The sequence below is a fragment of the Actinoplanes sp. NPDC049598 genome (assembly GCF_040675435.1).
Taxonomy (GTDB): domain Bacteria; phylum Actinomycetota; class Actinomycetes; order Mycobacteriales; family Micromonosporaceae; genus Actinoplanes.
Genome location: NZ_JBFAOX010000053.1, coordinates 1 through 18,364 on the forward strand (window position 1 = coordinate 1; position 18,364 = coordinate 18,364).

Consider the following 18,364-nt stretch of genomic DNA (forward strand, 5'->3'; position numbering starts at 1 on the left):
CGTTGGAGGCCTTCATCCGTTCACAGAACACAAAGATGATCGTCAGATCGAGTGGTCGCACTCCCTCGACCAACGTCCCCGGACATCACAGCTAGGAGCCGACGCGGATGAGGGCGTAACGGAAGACCACGGAGCTGTCCTCGCCCGCGCTGACGGTCATCCGGAGCGCGTCGATCAGCCGGATCGGGAAGGTCTCCGGCGAGCGCTCCTGCTCGCAGCTCATCCCGAGCCCCGAGTCACCGACCGGGCCGAAGTCGGTGATGTTGAGCGACACCCGCACCGTGCTGCCCGGCCCGCCCACGCAGACCATCGACACCGAGTACTGCCCGGTCTCCACCTCGGTGGAGATCTCCTGCTCGGCGCCGGGATCGAGGGTCAGCGACGAGCCGTCCTCCTGGTTGCCGAGGTCCGGCAGGAGGCGTTCGGCGGTTTCCCGCCACTGGGCGGCCTGGCTGGGCGGCCGCGTGTCGTCCGGCGCCGCAATGAACCACCACGCGGCGCCGGCGGCCAGCAGCGCTGCCGCCAGCGAGTAGAGCACCAGCCCGCGCCCCCGCTCCGTCGTCACGCTGTGACTGTAGAGGTCTCCAGCAGCGTTCCATAGAGCGTGAGCCCCGGCCCGAAAGCCAGCATCACGATCCGTCGCGGGGGCGACGGAAGGCGACGCAGGGCGTCCAGCACCAGCAGGACGGTCGGCGAGGAGCAGTTGCCGTACGTCGCCAGCACCTCACGGGAGGGTTCGAGCGCCGCGTCGTCGAGCCCGAGTTGCTCCTGCACGACGTTGAGGATCTTAGGGCCGCCGGGGTGGACGGCCCAGCCGTCGACGTCGGCCACGGTCAGCCCGTGCCGGGCCAGGAGGTCGTCGACCAGATCGCGGACGTGCAGCTTGAGCACCGCCGGCACGCGCGGGGACAACCCCATCCGGAACCCGAGGTCGGTCACTTCCCAGGTCATGTGGTCGGCCGTGGTGGTGTCCGTGACCGCCGCCACCTCTTTGACGGCGTACCCGCCCGGTCCTGGCTTGACCACGACGGCGGCCGCCGCGTCCGCGAACAGGGCGTGCGAGACGATCTGCTGCATGTCCACCCGCGCCGCCGCCGGCTGGAGATGCAGGCTGGTCAGCTCGGCGCAGAGCAGCAGCGCCGGTTTGCCCTGGGCGACCACGTAGTCGGCCACCGCGCCCAGCCCGGGCAGCGCCGCGTAGCAGCCCATGTGGCCGACGAAGAGCCGCCGCACGCTCGGCGACATGCCCAGGTCGCGGGCGAGCAGAATGTCCAGCCCGGGCGTCGCGTAGCCGGTGCACGAGCAGACCGCGAAGAGCCCGAGATCGTCCGCGGCCAACCCGGCGTCGGTCAGCGCCCGGCCGACTGCCTCCTTGCCGAGCGGTACTGCCTCTACTTGATAGCGGCGCATCCGCCGCTCGGTAGACCAGCCGGACACGTCCTCGAGCAGTGGGCTCACCGCGGCCTGCCGGGTTCGCACCCCGGAGTTCGCGAAGATCCGCTGGACCAGCGCCTGCCTTTCGGCCGGGTAGTGCCGCGCGAAGTAGCCGTCCCACAGTTCGTCCTGCACCACGGACGGCGGCAGAGAAATTCCTACCCCGGCGATGGTCGCGTCGTTATTCACTTACGCCTCCCCAGGCCACTCATACCCCGTGATCGCCGCTACCAACGTGGTGCGGAGCCCTCCGAGTCGGGATCACCGCCGAGCGCGTCCACGCCGAGCCAGTCCGCGCACACGTCGCTGGTGGCGGGCTGCAGCGAGCCGGCCCGGGCGTCGCGGTAGAGGCGCTCGAGCGGGTGGCCGCGGCGCATGGCCGAGGTGCCGGCGGCCTCCAGCATCGACGCCGCCACCTCGGCCGCGGTCGTGCCGGCCAGGAGCTTGGCCCGCCACACCCAGCGGGTGGTCTCGGCCTCGCCGGGCTGCTCGTCGACCCGGCGGGCGGCCTCCATCACGGCCAGGTGGGCGGCCGCGACCGCGGCGTCGGCCCGGCCGATCCGGGCCCGGACGGCCGGCAGGTGGCCGAGCTTGCGCTGGTTGACGTGCTCGACGGCGGCGTCCACGGCGGCCCGGGCCACGCCCACGTAGACGGCGGCGTAGCTGGCCACCATCCAGTGCGGGGCGAGCTGGGCGATGACCAGGGCCAGGCCTTCCACTCCGCCGAGCAGCGCGCCGGGCGGGACGGTGACGTCGACGTGGAGGTCGTGCGAACCGGTGGCGCGCATGCCGAGCGCGTCCCAGGTCTCCTCCACCCGCAGGCCGTCGCCGGCCGGCACCAGGAACTGCGAGACCTGGTCGGGGTCGGTGGCGCTGCGGGCGGCCACGAGGTACGCGTCGGCGTGGCCGGCGCCCGAGCAGAACGTCTTGGCGCCCTGGATGCGGTAGCCGCCGTCCACGCGCTCGTACGACGTGGTGATCTTGGAGAGGCGGGAGCCGGCGCCGCGCTCGCTCATCGCCACCGCGTACCAGGCGCCCTCGGCGGCCGCCCGCAGGTGACTGTCGCGGGCCTGCAGGGCCTCGTCGGGCAGGCCCAGCGCCTCGGCCAGCTCGTCGCTGACCCCGGCCAGGGCGCCGGTGACCGACGCGTGCATGTTGAAGACCAGGGCGGTCGCGCCGTTGCCGCGGGCCAGCTCGTAGGCGACCGCCGCGTAGTCGGCGAAGCTCGCGCCCGCCCCGCCCAGCTTGGCCGGCGCCATCAGGCCGAAGAAGCCGGCGTCGCGCAGGTCGGCGAAGTCGCCGGACGGGAACGAGCCGTCCCGGTCGTGCCCGGCCGCCCGCGCCGCGAACCGAGGGGCCAGCCGCCTCGCGTCCTCGATCATCAAGAGTCCTCCTTGCGGCCGCGCCCCTGGTAGAGCACGGCGGTCGATCGGGATGGGACGATGCGGCCGCCGGACCGGCCCGACGTCAGCCAGCGGAACAACCCGGCCGCGCTGGGCCTGATGCCCCGCACCTGCAGGCGTACGCCCCGGGAGGCGAACTCGGCGATGAGCCGGCGCGGATCGACGAAGAGCGCGGGGTCGTGGAGCCCCACCGGGGCGACCCCGATCCACTCGCCCAGCGTGACCGTCACGAAGCGGCTGAGCACCCCGGTGTTGACCGTGTCGAGCACGAGCAGCCCGCCCGGCCGCAGCACCCGGGCCAGCTCGGCCACCGCGGCCGGCAGGTCGGTGACGTGCTCGAGGATCTCGCCGGCCGCCACCACGTCGGCCGAGCCGGTGGCCAGCGGCAGCGCCAGCACGTCGCCGAGCACCGGTGTCATCCCCCGCGCGGCGGCCTGCTCGAGACCGGAGCGGCGCAGGTCGACGCCGATGTGCCGGTAGCCCTTGCCGACGAGATGCGGGGCGAGCAGGCCGCCACCGCAGCCGGCGTCGAGGAGGATCGCCCCCTTGCGCGGAGCCGGCGGGATCAGCGCGGCCCGGGCCGCCGCGAGCCAGTGCAGCAGCTCGAAGCCGCCGCCGGGACGCCACCACTCGGCGGCGAGGTCGTCGTACTGACGCGGATCGTTACGCAGCATCGACGGCATGTGATCGAGCGTGGCATGCATCCGGCACAACCACCACACTGCTTTCATGTCCCGCGCCCTAGCGTTGATCAAGTCGTCCCATCCAGAACCCGGCGGGGCGGTCACGGTGGCGATGACCTTGCTGGCGATCGGCGCCGGTCACCGCGGCTGGGCCATCCTCGGCGTCTTCCTCGCGGTGGGGGCCACCCAGCTCTCCGTCGGCTGGGTCAACGACTGGCTCGACGCCGATCGCGACCAGCGGGCCGGCCGCACGGACAAGCCGGTCGCCTCGGGCGCGGTCAGCCGGCGTACGGTCGGCGCCGCGGGCCTGATCGCCTCCCTGGCCATCCCCTTCCTGGGCCTGCCCTTCGGCCTGGCCCCGACCGTCCTCATCTCGCTGGTCGGTGTGTTCGCGCTGCTCTACGACTGGCCGCTGAAGTCCACGGTGTTCTCCGTGGTGCCCTATCTGGTGGCCTTCGGGCTGCTCCCGGCGTTCGTGGTGGTCGCCCTGCCCGGCCATCCGGCCCCACCGGCCTGGCTGGTCGCGGCGGGCGCGCTGCTCGGCGGGGGCGCACACTTCGCGAACGTGCTGCCCGATCTGGCCGACGATGCCGAAACCGGCGTCCGCGGCCTGCCCCATGTGCTAGGCGCCACCGGATCGTCCATCACGGCCGCGGTGCTCCTGCTGGCCGCGACCCTCGCGCTGGTCTTCGGGCCCCCCGGGCCTCCGTCGTGGGCGGGCTGGGCGGCGGCGTGCGCTTCGGTGGTGGTCCTTCCGCTGGGGTGGTACGCGATGACGCGCGCCTCGGGACGGGCGGTGGCCATGTTCCGGGCCGTCATCGTGGTCGCCCTGATCGACGTCCTGCTGCTCATCTTCAGCGGCCGGGTGGTGTGAATGGACGGGTCGGCGCACGTGGCCGATCGCCGACCTCTAGGCTGGGGCTTACGCCCTTTGGTGTTCTTTTCTTGGAGGATCGTGATGCGCTCGCTGGGAACCCGCCGCGTCGCACTGGCCGCGGGTCTCGCCACGGTCGCTGTGATGGCGCTGTCGGCCTGCTCGGCCGGCCAGGTCGCCGAGACCGCCCTTCTGAAGACGCCCATCTCGGGCGTCAACACGCAGAGCCCGGACGGGCGTCTCGAGATCCGCAACCTCCAGGTGGTCTACAACAGCCCTGAGGGTTACGAGGCCGGCGGCACCGCGCAGCTCGAGCTGAGCCTGTACAACACGACCACGTCGTCGATCCAGGTCTCGATCAGCAGCGCCGCGCCGCAGGGCACGAGCAACAACGTCGTGTCGGCCCAGCAGGTCGGCCTGACCGGCGGCGCCGGGGCGGCCTCGCCCGCGCCCGAGCCGGAGCCCTCGGGCAGCCGGCAGTCGCAGGACGAGCAGCCCGGCGGCGTGCCCTCGGCCGACGCCAGCGCCCCGTCGCCCGCCTCCGGCACCGTGCCGAGCGCGCCCAGCGAGCCGGCCCCGCAGCAGGTCGAGCCGGCCCAGATCACCATTCCCGCGCTGAGCAGCGCCACCTTCCTCCCCGAGGACGAGCAGAAGATGCTCGCCCTGGGCCTGAGCGACAAGCTGCGCCCCGGCACCTCGCTGGCCCTGACCTTCGAGGTCAGCGGCAACTCGCAGCCGCTGCAGGTGCAGGCGCCGTTCCAGGTGCCGCTCTCGCCGGCCTCGCGGGGCCCGGCGGTCGACGAGCACGAGAACACCGAGGAGTAAATGTCATACCCGGCAGATAGCTTGTCGGGGTGACTTCTTCCACTCGCTCCTCCACCAAGGCGGCCCGGCCGGCCTTCGTCTGCGACGCCTGCGGGCACCAGCCGCCGAAATGGCTCGGCCGGTGTCCTGAGTGCGGCGAGTGGGGCTCAGTGATCGAGTCCACCGTGACCACCCCGCTCGGCGCCGGCCGGGTGGTCAGCTCCCGCATGCCGGCCGAGCCGGCCCGGCCCATCGCCCAGATCAGCGCCGCCCCGGCCAAGGCCGTGCCGACCAACGTGGGCGAGCTCGACCGGGTGCTCGGCGGCGGCCTGGTGCCCGGCGCGGTCGTGCTGCTGGCCGGCGAGCCTGGTGTGGGCAAGTCCACACTGCTGCTCGACGTGGCCCAGCAGTGGGCCGCCCATTCCGGCTCGGCGTCCCTGGTGGTCAGCGGTGAGGAGTCGGTGAGTCAGGTGCGCCTGCGGGCCGAGCGGCTCGGCGCCCTGCACGAGAAGCTCTATCTGGCCTCCGAGAGTGATCTCTCCGCGGTGATGGGTCATCTCGACGCGGTCAAGCCCGGCCTGCTCGTGCTCGACTCCGTGCAGACCATCTCCGCCCCCGGCACCGAGGGCGTCCCCGGCGGTGTCACCCAGGTCCGCGCGGTCACCGCCGCCCTGGTCGGCGTGGCCAAGGAGCGGGGCATCGCCACCGTCCTGGTCGGCCACGTCACCAAGGACGGTCAGGTCGCCGGCCCGCGCGTGCTCGAGCACCTGGTCGATGTGGTGCTCCACTTCGAGGGCGACAAGCATTCGTCGCTGCGCCTGGTCCGCGGCGTCAAGAACCGGTTCGGCGCGGCCGACGAGGTGGGCTGCTTCGAGATGCACGAGGGCGGCATCGCCAGCCTGCCCGACCCGTCCGGCCTGTTCCTCACCCGCTACGCCGAGCCCGTCCCCGGCACCTGCGTCACCGTGGCCATGGAGGGCCGGCGCGCCCTGGTCACCGAGGTCCAGGCGCTGATCGGGGCCGAGGTCCAGGGCTCACCCCGGCGTACGGTGTCCGGCCTCGACAGCGCCCGGCTGGCCATGGTGCTGGCCGTGCTCGAGCGCCGCACCAAACAGCTCAAGCTCTACAACCGTGAGGTCTTCGCGGCCACCGTCGGCGGCATCCGGCTCACCGAGCCGTCGGCCGACCTCGCGATGGCCCTCGCCGTCGCCTCCGGCGGTCTCGACCTGGCCATGGCGCCCCACCTGGTGGCGATCGGCGAGGTCGGCCTGACCGGCGAGATCCGGCGGGTCGGGGCGGTCGGCCGGCGGCTGGCCGAGGCGTCCCGGCTCGGCTTCAAGGTGGCGCTCGTGCCACCCGGCTGCGCCCCCGAGACCAGCGGCTCGCTCAAGGGCATGGAGGTCATCGAGGTGGCCGATCTGCGCTCCGCGCTGCAGTCCGCGGCCCGCGCCTCGGCCGGCCACGGCGGTGACCGTCGGTGATTCATCGAACCACGCCTCGTTGACCTGGAAGAGGGTCCGTAGAATGTACAGGTGCCGCTCGACCGCGATGGTTCCAAGCCCGCCGCCGCCTCTCCGACGCCGCGGCCCGGCGTCAATGGGTCGGCCCATCGGTCGGCGACCACTCCCCCCACCACCGGGCTCACCGGTGGCGGCGTGACCGCCGACCCGCTCCGCGCCAATCTGGCGCTCATGGCCCCGGGCACCGCGCTGCGCGACGGCCTCGAGCGCATCCTGCGCGGCCGCACAGGCGCGCTCATCGTCCTCGGCTACGACGCCGTCGTCGAGACCATCTGCACCGGCGGCTTCCCGCTCGACGTCGAGTTCTCGGCCACCCGCCTGCGCGAGCTGTGCAAGATGGACGGCGCGGTCGTGCTCTCCAGCGACGGCACCCGCATCGTCCGGGCGGCTGTTCACTTGATGCCCGACCCGTCGATCCCGTCCGAGGAGTCCGGCACGAGGCACCGTACGGCCGAGCGGGTGGCCAAGCAGTCCGGCTTCCCGGTCATCTCGGTGAGCCAGTCGATGCGCATCATCGGGCTCTATGTGAACGGCCAGCGCCACGTCCTCGACGACTCGGCCGCCATCCTCTCCCGGGCCAACCAGGCCCTGGCCACCCTCGAGCGCTACAAGCTGCGCCTCGACGAGGTGTCCGGCACCCTGTCCGCCCTGGAGATCGAAGACCTGGTCACTGTCCGTGACGCCGTGGCCGTGGTGCAGCGCCTCGAGATGGTCCGCCGCATCGCCGACGAGATCTCCGGTTACGTGGTCGAGCTCGGCACCGACGGCCGCCTGCTCGCCCTCCAACTCGACGAGCTGATGGCCGGCGTCGACTCCGACCGCACCCTGGTCATCCGCGACTACCTGCCCAGCGGCCGCAAAGCCCGCACCCTCGACGAAGCCCTCGTCGAGCTCGACCTGCTCACCGCCACCGAGATGATCGACCTGGTCGCGGTGGCCAAGGCCATCGGCTACCCCGGCGCCTCGGACGCCCTCGACGCGGCCGTCTCCCCCCGCGGCTTCCGCCTGCTGGCCAAGGTCCCCCGTCTACCCACCCAGATCGTCGACCGCCTGGTCGACCACTTCGGCAGCCTGCAGCGACTCCTCGGCGCCACCGTCGAAGACCTACAGGCCGTCGACGGCGTCGGCGACGCCCGAGCCCGCGGCGTCCGCGAGGGCCTCTCCCGCCTGGCCGAGGCCTCAATCCTCGAACGCTACGTCTGACCCAGCCACCCCGCGCCGCTAGCTCACCCCACCACGGCGCGCATCGGCTCCACCTCATGTGGCGCCCATCAGCTCCACCTCACCGGCGCCGATCGGCTCCTGACCGCGCCGTACCCGTGATCCGACGGCCCCACCTCACAACGCCACGCTCTGCCCGCCGGCGCCACCCCAGCCCAGCGCCACGGCCCGGCCCTCCCCTCAGCGCGGGAACTTCGTTCAACCGCACCACCCGCGCCGCCGCGCCTCTCCGCCAGGCCCGCCCGGCCCGCCGCTCCACCCGGCCGCCCCCGCGCCGCCGCGCCTCTCCGTTGGCCCACCCCTCCGCCCGGCTCACCCCTCCGCCCGGCCCGCCCCTCCGCTCCGCGCCTCTCCACCCGGCCCGCTCCTCCGCGCCGCGCCTCTCCACCCGGCCAGCCCCTCCGCGCCGCGCCTCTCCACCCGGCCCGCCTCTCCACCCGGCCCGCCCCTCCGCTCCGCGCCTCTCCACCCGGCCAGCCTCTCCACCTGGCCCACCCCTCCGTGGCGCCGCGCCTCTCTGCTCAGGCCGCATCTCCGCCCGGGCCGCCTCTCCGCTGGCCCACCCTTCCGCCCGCCCGGCCCGCCTCCCCGCCTGGCCGCCCGGCCCGCCCCGGGCTTCCCGTCCGACCTCCTGCATGTCACCGCCTTGCGCGGGCAGTACCTCTCCATGTCCGACATTTCACTTTTAGCGGGCGTGCGCTTAAGCCGCGGCGAGCGCCCACCGCCGGCTTGGCGCGGAGGATTACTCCGGCACTGCAACCACTCGGCGTGGTCCCGACTGACAGCCGCACCACAGCGCCCAAAATCCCAGCACGGCGACCGCCGCAGCACGGAATCGCGGGCACGGCGACGGCGCTGCGTGGAATCGCGGCACCACGGCGCTGCACCGATCGCGGCCCGACCGCGGCGCCGGGCGGAATCGCGAGCATCGCGACGGCGCTGGGCGGAATCGCGGCACGGCGACTGCGGTGCGTGGAATCGCGGCACGGCGACTGCGGGTGCGTGGATCGCGGCACCACGACGGCGCTGCACCGATCGCGGCTGACCGCGGCGCCGGGCGGAATCGCGAGCATCGCGACGGCGCTGGGCTGAATCGCGGCACGGCGACTGCGGTGCGTGGGATCGCGGCATGGCGACTGCGCTGCGTGGGATCGCGCGAGGGCTGGGCTGGGTCAGGGCAGGGGTTCGGCTATGTCGTTGGCGTGGTCGGTTACCGAGGCGCCGGTGACCGTGGCGGTCAGGGGGAGGATTTCCAGGCAGCGACGGATGGCGGGGGCCATGACGGGGTTGGGGACGCGCATGGAGACCGTGCAGTGGGGGATCCACTGGCCGGGGTGGTAGAGGTCCCACGTCTCGACGCCGGCGGTGGTCAGGCGGGTGTGGACCTCGCGGTGGTGGGTCAGGAGGTCGGCGGTGGGGGTCACGCCCAGCCACAGGACGCGGCCGACGAACTGGCCTACGAAATTCAGGTGCAGGGTGAGCGGGCGGGCCACGGTCATGTCGGACAGGGCCTCCACGACCTTGGCCGGCGGCAGGGTGCGGGCGGCGGCCAGGGAGACGTGGGGGCGGTGCCTGTCGTTCAGCAGGGAGGCCAGGGTGGGCACGCCCTCGGCTTCGAGGGCGTGCCACAGCGTCCGGATCCGGCGGGTGGCCTCGACGTCCAGGTAGAGCTCGAGGGCGGCGACCACTTAGGACACGATGGTGAGCGTCACCGGCTGGCTGACCAGGGTGCCGAGGCGGCCGCGGAGTTCGAACTGGCCGGGTGGCGGGTTCGGGCCGGCGGCGGCGGGGCCGTTGCAGGTGCTCGACTGGCGGCCGTTCCAGGTGACCTTGTAGGTGAGCTCCTGGCCTGGGGCCAGCTGGCGGACGTCGCCGCCCTTGGCCGTGCTGCACGTGTCGGACGACCAGTATTTCTGGGCGCCGGAGTCGATGTACAGCTCCTGCGGGTCGGGGCCGACGTCGCGGGAGCACGTACGGGCGCTGTTGTTCTTGATCTTGATCTGGATCTCGACGGCGCTGCCGCGCTTGAGCTGCGTCTGGGCCGGGATCGGGGTCACTTGCATCTCGGCGTCGGTGCAGTACGCGTCGCCGGGGGCGTTGACGTTGGCGTTCTGGCCGCCGTTGGTGGCCGCCGGGTTCGCCGTGTTCGCGGGCAGGGTCGGGCCGGTGGCCGTCGCCGCGGGGGGCTGCTGCTGGCCCGGCTGTTGCGAGTCGGTCCCGTCGGACGCCGGGGGCACCGCCGGGCCGCCGCCACCGGGCACACCGTCGAGGAACGACGGCTCGGTGGTGGGCGAGGTCGCCGGCGCGGGGGTCGGCAGTTGCGACGACGGGCTGCCCTTGGGGTTGTCCTTGTCGTCGTTGCCGGAGCAGGAAACGAACAGCACGATGATGCCGAGCAGGACAGCGCCCAGCACGACCGCACGACGCCGCCAGTACACGGCGGAGGGAAGGGGACCAACCGTCGATCGCATAGTGGGGTCACCGTAAACCCGGACGGCAAGGAGAAAGGCCACGACGCGCCGGGGTATGCGACACCGGCTCACTACTGCGTCGTTATAGATAGACCTTCCGCTGGTAGATCGCGTGCGCTCCGGCGACTCTATCGAGAAAAAGCTTTCCCGCGCAGTGGTCGATCTCGTGTTGCAGCGCCCGCGCCTCGAAGGCGTCGGTCGTGACGGTCACCGGCTCGCCGCGGCCGGGTAGGACCGCCGACACCACGACCCGTCCGGCCCGCTTCACGTCGCCGGTCAGATCGGGCACCGACATGCAACCCTCGCGGCCCGCCTTCCAGCGGGTGGCCTCCACGATCTTGGCGTTGCAGAGGACGAACGCGCCGTGCACGGTGGACGCCTTCGGATGACCGGTCACGTCGACGCAGAAGATCTGCGCGCCGACGCCGATCTGGGGCGCGGCCAGCCCGACACAGCCGGGCGACACCCGCATCGTGGCGATGAGGTCGGCCGCCAGCCGTACGGTGGCCGGGTCGAGCGGGTCGACCTCGTCACCGACCGCGCTCAGCACCGGGGCCGGGGCGGTGACGACCGGCCGGACGCGACCGGGCGGGCCCTCCCAAGCGATCACAGGATCTCCGGCTCGGCCCGGCGCAGCGACACGTCGACGCCCAGCTCGGCGGCGGCCACGGCCAACTGCTCGGCCAGCTCCTCGGCGGCCGCGGCGGGCAGGTCGAGCTCGGCCACCAGCACGTAGAGGGGGCCGGCCAGGCGGGTCGTCAGGTCGGTGATGTTGCCGCCGGCCCCGGCCACCACCCGGGTCACGGCCGCGACGATGCCGAGACGGTCGGCGCCGTGGACGCTCACCACGTACGGCTCGCCGCTGGACGCGTACCCCTCGGGCGAGACCGGACGCACCTGGGTGACCACCCCGGACAGCGCGCCGAGCGCGGCCTCGGCCTCCGACGCGGCCGGACCGGTGCAGATCAGCGTCATGGTGAAGTGGCCGCGCAGGCGGGTCATGGTCGAGTCGGTCAGGTTGGCGCCGACCGCGGCCAGCGCCTCGGAGACGTCGGCGACGATGCCGGGACGGTCCGGCCCGATCACGGTGATGGCCAGCTCATGCACTCACCTACAGTAGGTCCTGCCATGACTCTCGCCGAAGACGCCATCGCCTGGTACGACGCCAACGCCCGTGATCTGCCCTGGCGGCAGCCGGACACCACCCCGTGGGGTGTGCTGGTCAGTGAGGTGATGCTGCAGCAGACCCCGGTGGTGCGGGTGGAGCCGGCCTGGCGGGCCTGGATGACCCGCTGGCCGACCCCGGCCGCGCTCGCCGCCGACCCGCCGTCGGAGGCCATCCGCATGTGGGGCCGGCTCGGCTATCCCCGCCGGGCCATGCGGCTGCACGCCTGCGCGGTAGCGATGGTCGAGCGGCACGGCGGCGACGTGCCGTCCGATCTCGATCAGCTGCTGGCGCTGCCCGGCGTCGGCACCTACACCGGGCGGGCGGTCGCCACCTTCGCGTACGGCCAGCGTCACCCGGTCGTCGACACGAACGTGCGCCGGGTCGTGTCGCGCGCGGTCGAGGGCAAGCCGGACGCGGGCCCGGCCACGACCGCGGCCGACCTGGTGGCGATGGAGGAGCTGCTTCCGGACGACGTCGCGAAGGCCGCGCGGGCCAGCATCGCGTTCATGGAGATCGGGGCGATCGTCTGCACGGCCCGCTCGCCGCGCTGCCCGGCGTGCCCGTTCGAGGCCGTCTGCGCCTGGCGGCTCGACGGCTCGCCCGCCCTCGAGGGGCCGAGCCGAAAGCGACAGACCTACGCCGGTACGGATCGACAGGTGCGCGGCCTGCTCCTGGAGGTTCTCCGGCACGCGACCGGCCCGGTCCCCCAGCAGCGCCTCGACGTGGTCTGGACCGACGACGTGCAGCGGGCCCGGGCCCTCGCCGGGCTGGTCGACGACGGCCTGGTCGAGCCCTTCGGCACGGGTTCGTTCGTGCTGGCCGGGGACGCGCCTTCGCCGGCGCCGCAGATCCTTTGAAGCGGAGCGATTAATGGGCGGCGTGAGTGCGGGCGGACGCCTACGGTGAAGCGATGACGTCCCTGGCCGCTGTCCGCCGGTGCCCGCCCCGCCGCCTGATCGCGGAGTCGTCGCCCGGCGTTTGGCTGGCGCTGCATCTGATGCTTTATGTGTTGCTCGACGCGGGCATGATCGCGGTCCTCGCCGCAGTCGACGGCGACCGGGGTGCGAACATCGCCGGGACGGTGGCCGTGAGCATCGGCTGGGCGCTGCCCCTGCACGTCGCTGTCCTGCTCCCGGCGGCCGCCGCGTTGATGTTCCTGCGTGTCCTGACCGGGCTGCGGTGGTATTGGTTCCGGCTTTCGGCCCTCGCAGTGTTCGTGCTGCCGGCCGGGCTCCTCGCCTGGGTCCTGTCCTCCGGCGACGCTGACGCGCTGCGGTTCGCTGTGGCCTGGCACATCCTGATGGCTCTGCTCGTGGTCCGGCCCAACTCCGACTGGGCGACCACCGATCCGTCACCCGACCAGCACCGCTGGTGAATCTAGGTCGGTACAGGTGAACAAGCTCAACCACGGTGGGCGACACGATGGTGACGTGGGCGATCTGCGGTGGGACGACGTCGAAGACTGGTTCGACCCGAGCCGGAACGGGAGCCTTCCCGATCTGGTCGTCGCTGACACGACGCTCGACGACTGGCAGGCGCTCCTCACGGTGATCCGCACCGCGAACTGGCGAGCCGAGTGCGAACATCGCGATCACCGCATCGAGGTTCCGGCCTCAGCGGCCGACCTGTTCGTGCCCGACCCGGAGGGCTGGCTGAAATACCTGCATGTCTGGCCTGCGCCGGACCTGGAGATGATTTTCAGGCCATGGGGCCCTGATGAGATCGTCGGCGACGTGAGCCTGTTCGACCTTCAAGGGCAGAAGCGTCTGGACGAGTTCTGTGGAGTCCTGCGCCGGATCGGGCGGGCGCTGGGCAAACGAGTAGCACTGTTCGCCGAGGGCGACGGAAACTACCCGCCAACGCTCGCATACGAGATCGACCAGGACCGGGTGGTCTTCCTGGCCGGCCATTGGTGACGCTCGGCTGGTGGATCCCCAGCCGAGCGTCTGAGAACCGCCGGGGCGCTGATCAGTAGACGTAGGGCCAGCCGGCGGAGTCATAGGCCAGCAGGTTGATTCCCAGACGGGCGGCGCCGTTGTCGGCGTAGTAGTGGTAGGCCAGGACATCCGCGTCGGTGTCGGTGAAGACGGACTGACCGCCGGGGCCGTGGATGCTGCCCTGACCGGCCAGGATCTCGGTGCCGCCGCCGCTGGTCATGGCGGTGCCGTTGCGGTCGGTGAAGGGGCCCGTCGGGCTGGTCGAGCGGCCGGCCACGATGCGGTAGGTGCTGGCCGCGCCGCGGCAGCACAGGTCGAACGAGACGAACAGGTAGTAGTACGAGCCGTGCCGGAACAGGAACGGGGCCTCGATGGCCCCGCCGCCGCGGCCGGCCAGGGAGCGGATGGTGCTGTCGAGCCGCTTGCCGGTGGAGGCGTTGAGCTGCACCTGCTTGATGCCGCTCCAGAACGAGCCGAACGACAGCCACCAGCGGCCGGACGAGTCGACGTACAGGTTGGGGTCGATCGCGTTGAAGTTGTCGCTGGTGCGTGACTCGATGACCAGGCCCTGGTTGGTCCAGGAGCCGGCGGCGCCGGTGCTGCTGGTGGCCAGGAAGATCGCCGAGCGGTTGGAGCCGAAGGTCGAGGCCGAGTAGTACATGTAGTACTGCCCGTTGCGGTACGACAGGTCGGGCGCCCACAGGTTGGCGCTGCCGCCGGTGTACGAGGTGGTCCAGGACGCGCCGTTGGGGAAGGCCACGCCGGCGTCGCGGAACGCGGTGCGGTCGGTCGACGTCTTGAGCGAGATGTTGTTGCCGGTGTGAGCTATCAGGTAGGTGCCGTCGGGCTTTTTGATCATGCCGGGGTCGTGCACGTTGATGCTGCCGGTGACGACGCCGGGGCCGGGATAGGCGAGCGCCGGCTCGGCCGCGACGAGGACCGCGGCCACGGCCGCCACCGCGATCAGGCTCTTGAATCTCATGCTCGAGGGCTCCTGACATTTCGGTTGTGTTACCGCTAGGGTGAACGTTCACATAGATGCTCGTCAAGGTTTTCGGTTGCTGTGCTGTTGACGCGAACAGAGAGGACCGTCTATGCCACGCCTGCTTGCCGGTGCGGTCGTCGCACTGGTGGCACTGCCGCTCGGGGGATCCCCACCGGCCGCCTCACCCGACTACACGATCACCGTCGACGCCTCGGCCCGGGGCGCCGCGATCAGCGACTCGATGTACGGGGTCTTCTTCGAGGACATCAACTGGGCCGCCGACGGCGGGCTCTATGCCGAGCTGATCAGGAACCGCTCGTTCGAGTTCTCCCCCGCCGACAATTCGTCGTACAACGGGCTGACCGGCTGGACCGTCACCGGCTCCGCCGTCACCACCGACGACGCCGCTCGCCTCAACGAGCGCAACCGGACATACCTCGATTTGACCGGCAGCGTGACCAGCTCGACGTTCGCCACCAAGAAGGGCGATTTATACGACTTCTCGATCTGGGCTCACGCCGATGCCGCATCAAGGCTCACCGTCACGCTGGGGACTGCACGGCTTATCGTAAATGTCCGAAGTGGCGGGTGGGCCAAGTACAGCGGGACGCTGAGGGCAACAGAGACGACCGACGCCGCCGCGCTGAAGGTGGAGAGCAAAGACGCAGTCAAGCTCGACATGGTCTCGCTCTTCCCGCGCAAGACGTTCAAGGGCCACGGCCTCCGTACGGACCTCGCGTCGAAGATCGCCGCGCTCGACCCCGGCTTCGTCCGCTTCCCCGGCGGCTGCCTGGTCAACACCGGGAGCATGTACGGATACGACGCCGCCGCCGGTTATCCGCGCGCCCGGTCGTACCAGTGGAAGGACACCGTCGGCCCGGTCGAGACCCGCGCCACCAACGCCAACTTCTGGGGCTACAACCAGAGCTACGGCCTCGGCTACTACGAGTACTTCCAATTCGCCGAGGACATCGGGGCGGCTCCGCTGCCCGTCGTGCCGGCGCTGGTCACCGGCTGCGGGCAGAACCGGGCAACCGACGACCCGGCGCTGCTCCAGCGCCACATCCAGGACACTTTGGACCTGATCGAGTTCGCCAACGGACCGGTCACCTCGACCTGGGGCAAACTGCGGGCCCGGATGGGCCACCCGAAGCCGTTCGGGCTGAGCATGATCGCCGTCGGCAACGAGGAGAACCTGCCGGACGCGTACTTCGCCAACTACCTGAAGTTCCGGGACGCGATCAAGGCGAAGTACCCGCGGATCACGGTGATCGGGAACTCGGGACCGGACGACCAGGGCGCCACGTTCGACCGGTTGTGGCAGCTCAACCGGGATACCAGATCCGACATGGTGGACGAGCACTACTACAACAGCCCGTCCTGGTTCCTGCAGAACAATGCGCGCTACGACGCGTACGACCGCAGTGGCCCCAAGGTCTTTCTCGGCGAGTACGCGTCGCAGGACGCGAAGTTCGCCAACTCGCTGGCCGAGGCCGCCTACATGACCGGGCTCGAGCGCAACGCCGATGTGGTCAGGATGGCCTCCTACGCGCCGCTGCTGGCCAACATCGACCACGTGCAGTGGCGCCCGGACCTGATCTGGTTCGACGCCGACGAGTCGTGGGGCACCACGAGCTACCAGACCCAGCAGCTGTTCATGAACAACGTCGGCGACCGGGTCGTGCCCTCGACTCTGTCCGGCGCGGTCGTCCAGCCCAAGCCGGTCACCGGGCGGGTCGGACTGTCCACTTGGGCCACGGCGGCCCGCTACGACGACGTCAAGGTCACCGGGACCGACGGCACGGTGCTGTTCAGCGACGACTTCGCCGACGGCAACGCGGACGGCTGGACCTCATTGAGCAACCGCGGCACGTGGGCGGTGCAGGACGGCGCCTACGTGCAGTCGGACACCGGGGCCACGAACACGATGATCGCGGCGGCCACCGACATCACGGCCACCGACTACGACATCACGCTCAAGGCGACCAAGACCGCCGGCGCCGAGGGCTTCCTCATCCCGTTCGGGATCAAGAACTCGGACACCTGGTACTGGTGGAATCTGGGCGGCTGGAACAACACCCAGGGCGCGATCGAGAAGGCGTCCGGCAGCGCCGACGCCAAGGAGCAGCTGCTGACCCGTCCCGACACGGTGGTCACGGGCCAGACCTACAACCTGACCATCCAGGTACGGGGTACGAAGGTGACCCTGCTGCGGGACGGCGAGGTGTGGGGCAGCTTCGACGACAACAAGGTCACCGAGCCGTTCGCCCAGGTGATCACGGAAGACATCGCTTCCCGGGAGTTGATCGTCAAGGTCGTCAACGCGCAGGACAAACCGGCCCTGACCAAGGTCGATCTCGACGGCATCCGGGTCACGCCGACCGGGCGGGCGACGGTGCTGGCCGGTGACCCGGGCGAGCAGAACACCCGCAGCGCCGAGCCGATCCGGCCGGTCACCACCACCGTCCGCGGGCTGGGCTCGACGTTCACCCGCGAGTTCCCGGCCAACTCGATCACCTTCCTACGCCTCCGGAGGATGTCATGACGTCGCGGAGAAATCTGCTCCGAGGCTCGCTCGGGGTCGCCGCGCTCGGAGCGATCGGCGGGGCCTCACCGGCTTCCGCGGCCGCGCCGACGGCACCGTTGATCACCCAGCGGGCCGACCCGTTCATCACGCCGCGGACCGACGGGAAGTACTACTTCACCGGGTCGGTGCCGGAGTACGACCGCGTCATCATCCGCGGCGCGGCCACCCTGGCCGGCTTGTCGACCGCGGCGGAGACGGTGGTCTGGCGGCGGCCGGCCACCGGCAAGATGGCCGGGCACATCTGGGCGCCGGAGCTGCACCGCATCGACGGCCGCTGGTACATCTACTTTGCGGCGGGCGACTCCGACGACGTGTTCCGCATCCGGACCTACGTGCTGGAGTCGGCGCGGGCCGACCCGCTGGACGCGGCCGGCTGGCAGCTCAAGACCCAGCTCAGGACCGAGTGGGACGGGTTCACGCTGGACGCCACCACCTTCGCCCACCGCGGCCGCCGCTACGTGGTGTGGGCGCAGAGCGAGCCGGAGATCGCGGTCAACACGAGCCTCTACATCGCCCGGATGAGCAACCCGTGGACGCTCGCCACCAAGCCGACCCGGATCACCACGCCGACCCGCAGCTGGGAGATCCAGGGCTACAAGGTCAATGAGGGCCCGGCGGTTCTCATCCGCCACGGCCGCGTCTTCCTGACCTTCTCGGCCAGCGCCACCGACGCCCGCTACTGCATGGGGCTGCTGACCGCCCCGGCCGACGCCGACCTGCTGGCCCGCGCGTCGTGGGTGAAGACGCCCGACCCGGTCTTCGTCAGCAACCCCGCAACGTCGCAGTACGGGCCGGGTCACAACTCGTTCACGGTGGCCGAGGACGGGGTGACCGACGTGCTGGTCTATCACGCCCGCGACTACCGCGACATCACTGGAGATCCGCTCTACGACCCCAACCGGCACACGCGGATCCAGCGCCTGAGCTGGAACGCCGACGGCACCCCCTCGTTCGGTGTTCCGTCGGGTGGAGGCGGCCCCCTGTAACCCTCCCCCGGCACCACGAAGGCCCGGCTGCGAAATGCAGCCGGGCCTTCGTGTGAGCAACTAGCTGGTGCTTTACTCCTCGGTGGCGGTGGCGCCGAGGTCGGCGGGCACCGCGTCCGGGACCGCGACGCCGCGGTCGGCGCCGTGGAACACGAGCTTGGACTGCTCGATGTTCTCCGGGTCGCCCTCGCAGTCCACGACGACGATCTGGCCGGGGCGCAGCTCGTTGAACAGGATCTGCTCGGACAGGGCGTCCTCCAGGTCCCGCTGGATCGTGCGGCGCAGCGGCCG

General features: G+C 71.4%; 18 protein-coding genes and 1 pseudogene. 9 read left to right on the forward strand and 10 right to left on the reverse strand.

Going from position 1 to position 18,364, the window contains the following annotated elements; genetic code table 11:
• Positions 1 to 91 precede the first annotated feature (91 nt).
• From AB0J66_RS49155 to AB0J66_RS49170, 4 genes are read right to left on the reverse strand one after another with little or no spacing between them, the layout of a single operon-like run.
• Positions 92 to 565, reverse strand: a complete 474-nt coding sequence (locus tag AB0J66_RS49155) for a DUF6023 family protein (RefSeq protein WP_364676305.1) — start codon at positions 563 to 565, stop codon at positions 92 to 94.
• Positions 562 to 1,623: a type III polyketide synthase gene (locus AB0J66_RS49160; protein ID WP_364676308.1), complete on the reverse strand. Its 1,062-nt coding sequence runs from the start codon at positions 1,621 to 1,623 to the stop codon at positions 562 to 564. Before AB0J66_RS49160 ends, AB0J66_RS49155 begins: the two co-directional genes overlap by 4 nt.
• Positions 1,624 to 1,661: 38 nt before the next feature.
• Positions 1,662 to 2,816, reverse strand: coding sequence for an acyl-CoA dehydrogenase family protein (locus tag AB0J66_RS49165; RefSeq protein WP_364676311.1), 1,155 nt, complete (start codon positions 2,814 to 2,816; stop codon positions 1,662 to 1,664).
• A complete protein-coding gene (locus AB0J66_RS49170; protein ID WP_364676347.1) occupies positions 2,816 to 3,520 on the reverse strand; it encodes a methyltransferase domain-containing protein in 705 nt (234 codons plus the stop codon). Before AB0J66_RS49170 ends, AB0J66_RS49165 begins: the two co-directional genes overlap by 1 nt.
• Positions 3,521 to 3,566: 46 nt before the next feature.
• On the opposite strand from AB0J66_RS49170, the gene AB0J66_RS49175 reads away from it, so the two are divergent.
• From AB0J66_RS49175 to disA, 4 genes are all read left to right on the forward strand, one after another.
• On the forward strand, positions 3,567 to 4,394 hold the full coding sequence (locus AB0J66_RS49175) for a UbiA family prenyltransferase (RefSeq protein ID WP_364676314.1): 828 nt from the start codon (positions 3,567 to 3,569) through the stop codon (positions 4,392 to 4,394).
• 84 nt (positions 4,395 to 4,478) lie between these two features.
• Positions 4,479 to 5,219, forward strand: coding sequence for a hypothetical protein (locus AB0J66_RS49180; protein WP_364676317.1), 741 nt, complete (start codon positions 4,479 to 4,481; stop codon positions 5,217 to 5,219).
• A gap of 29 nt (positions 5,220 to 5,248) precedes the next feature.
• Positions 5,249 to 6,679, forward strand: coding sequence for a DNA repair protein RadA (gene radA, locus AB0J66_RS49185; RefSeq protein WP_364676320.1), 1,431 nt, complete (start codon positions 5,249 to 5,251; stop codon positions 6,677 to 6,679).
• A gap of 51 nt (positions 6,680 to 6,730) precedes the next feature.
• A complete protein-coding gene (disA, locus tag AB0J66_RS49190; protein ID WP_364676322.1) occupies positions 6,731 to 7,921 on the forward strand; it encodes a DNA integrity scanning diadenylate cyclase DisA in 1,191 nt (396 codons plus the stop codon).
• Positions 7,922 to 9,111: 1,190 nt separating this feature from the next.
• Here the strand turns inward: disA and AB0J66_RS49195 are convergent.
• From AB0J66_RS49195 to AB0J66_RS49210, 4 genes are all read right to left on the reverse strand, one after another.
• A complete protein-coding gene (locus tag AB0J66_RS49195; RefSeq protein WP_364676323.1) occupies positions 9,112 to 9,627 on the reverse strand; it encodes a 2'-5' RNA ligase family protein in 516 nt (171 codons plus the stop codon).
• The gene (locus AB0J66_RS49200; RefSeq protein WP_364676326.1) at positions 9,628 to 10,410 is read right to left on the reverse strand and encodes an adhesin; all 783 of its coding nucleotides are present in this window, start codon (positions 10,408 to 10,410) and stop codon (positions 9,628 to 9,630) included. It abuts the gene before it with no gap.
• Between the two features lie 82 nt (positions 10,411 to 10,492).
• Positions 10,493 to 11,020, reverse strand: coding sequence for a peptide deformylase (locus AB0J66_RS49205; RefSeq protein ID WP_364676328.1), 528 nt, complete (start codon positions 11,018 to 11,020; stop codon positions 10,493 to 10,495).
• Complete coding sequence (locus AB0J66_RS49210; protein WP_364676330.1) at positions 11,017 to 11,517, reverse strand: ACT domain-containing protein; 501 nt, start codon at positions 11,515 to 11,517, stop codon at positions 11,017 to 11,019. The genes AB0J66_RS49205 and AB0J66_RS49210 overlap by 4 nt, the downstream gene beginning before the upstream one ends.
• A 21-nt stretch (positions 11,518 to 11,538) precedes the next feature.
• Between AB0J66_RS49210 and AB0J66_RS49215 the strand changes: the two genes are divergently transcribed.
• From AB0J66_RS49215 to AB0J66_RS49225, 3 genes are read left to right on the forward strand one after another with little or no spacing between them, the layout of a single operon-like run.
• Positions 11,539 to 12,435 carry an A/G-specific adenine glycosylase gene (locus AB0J66_RS49215; RefSeq protein ID WP_364676331.1) on the forward strand — a complete coding sequence of 299 codons (897 nt, stop codon included), beginning with the start codon at positions 11,539 to 11,541 and terminating at the stop codon, positions 12,433 to 12,435.
• A gap of 53 nt (positions 12,436 to 12,488) precedes the next feature.
• On the forward strand, positions 12,489 to 12,953 hold the full coding sequence (locus AB0J66_RS49220; RefSeq protein WP_364676333.1) for a hypothetical protein: 465 nt from the start codon (positions 12,489 to 12,491) through the stop codon (positions 12,951 to 12,953).
• 16 nt (positions 12,954 to 12,969) lie between these two features.
• Complete coding sequence (locus AB0J66_RS49225; protein WP_364676336.1) at positions 12,970 to 13,494, forward strand: hypothetical protein; 525 nt, start codon at positions 12,970 to 12,972, stop codon at positions 13,492 to 13,494.
• Between the two features lie 52 nt (positions 13,495 to 13,546).
• Here AB0J66_RS49225 and AB0J66_RS49230 read toward each other — a convergent pair whose 3' ends face one another.
• Positions 13,547 to 14,497, reverse strand: coding sequence for an arabinan endo-1,5-alpha-L-arabinosidase (locus AB0J66_RS49230; RefSeq protein WP_364676339.1), 951 nt, complete (start codon positions 14,495 to 14,497; stop codon positions 13,547 to 13,549).
• Between the two features lie 112 nt (positions 14,498 to 14,609).
• On the opposite strand from AB0J66_RS49230, the gene AB0J66_RS49235 reads away from it, so the two are divergent.
• Positions 14,610 to 17,045: an alpha-L-arabinofuranosidase C-terminal domain-containing protein gene (locus tag AB0J66_RS49235; protein ID WP_364676341.1), complete on the forward strand. Its 2,436-nt coding sequence runs from the start codon at positions 14,610 to 14,612 to the stop codon at positions 17,043 to 17,045.
• Positions 17,042 to 18,073, forward strand: coding sequence for a glycoside hydrolase family 43 protein (locus AB0J66_RS49240; protein WP_364676344.1), 1,032 nt, complete (start codon positions 17,042 to 17,044; stop codon positions 18,071 to 18,073). The genes AB0J66_RS49235 and AB0J66_RS49240 overlap by 4 nt, the downstream gene beginning before the upstream one ends.
• Before the next feature lie 72 nt (positions 18,074 to 18,145).
• On the opposite strand, the pseudogene AB0J66_RS49245 reads toward AB0J66_RS49240, so the two are convergent.
• Positions 18,146 to 18,364, reverse strand: a pseudogene (locus tag AB0J66_RS49245) (ATP-dependent Clp protease ATP-binding subunit ClpC); the annotation flags it as partial.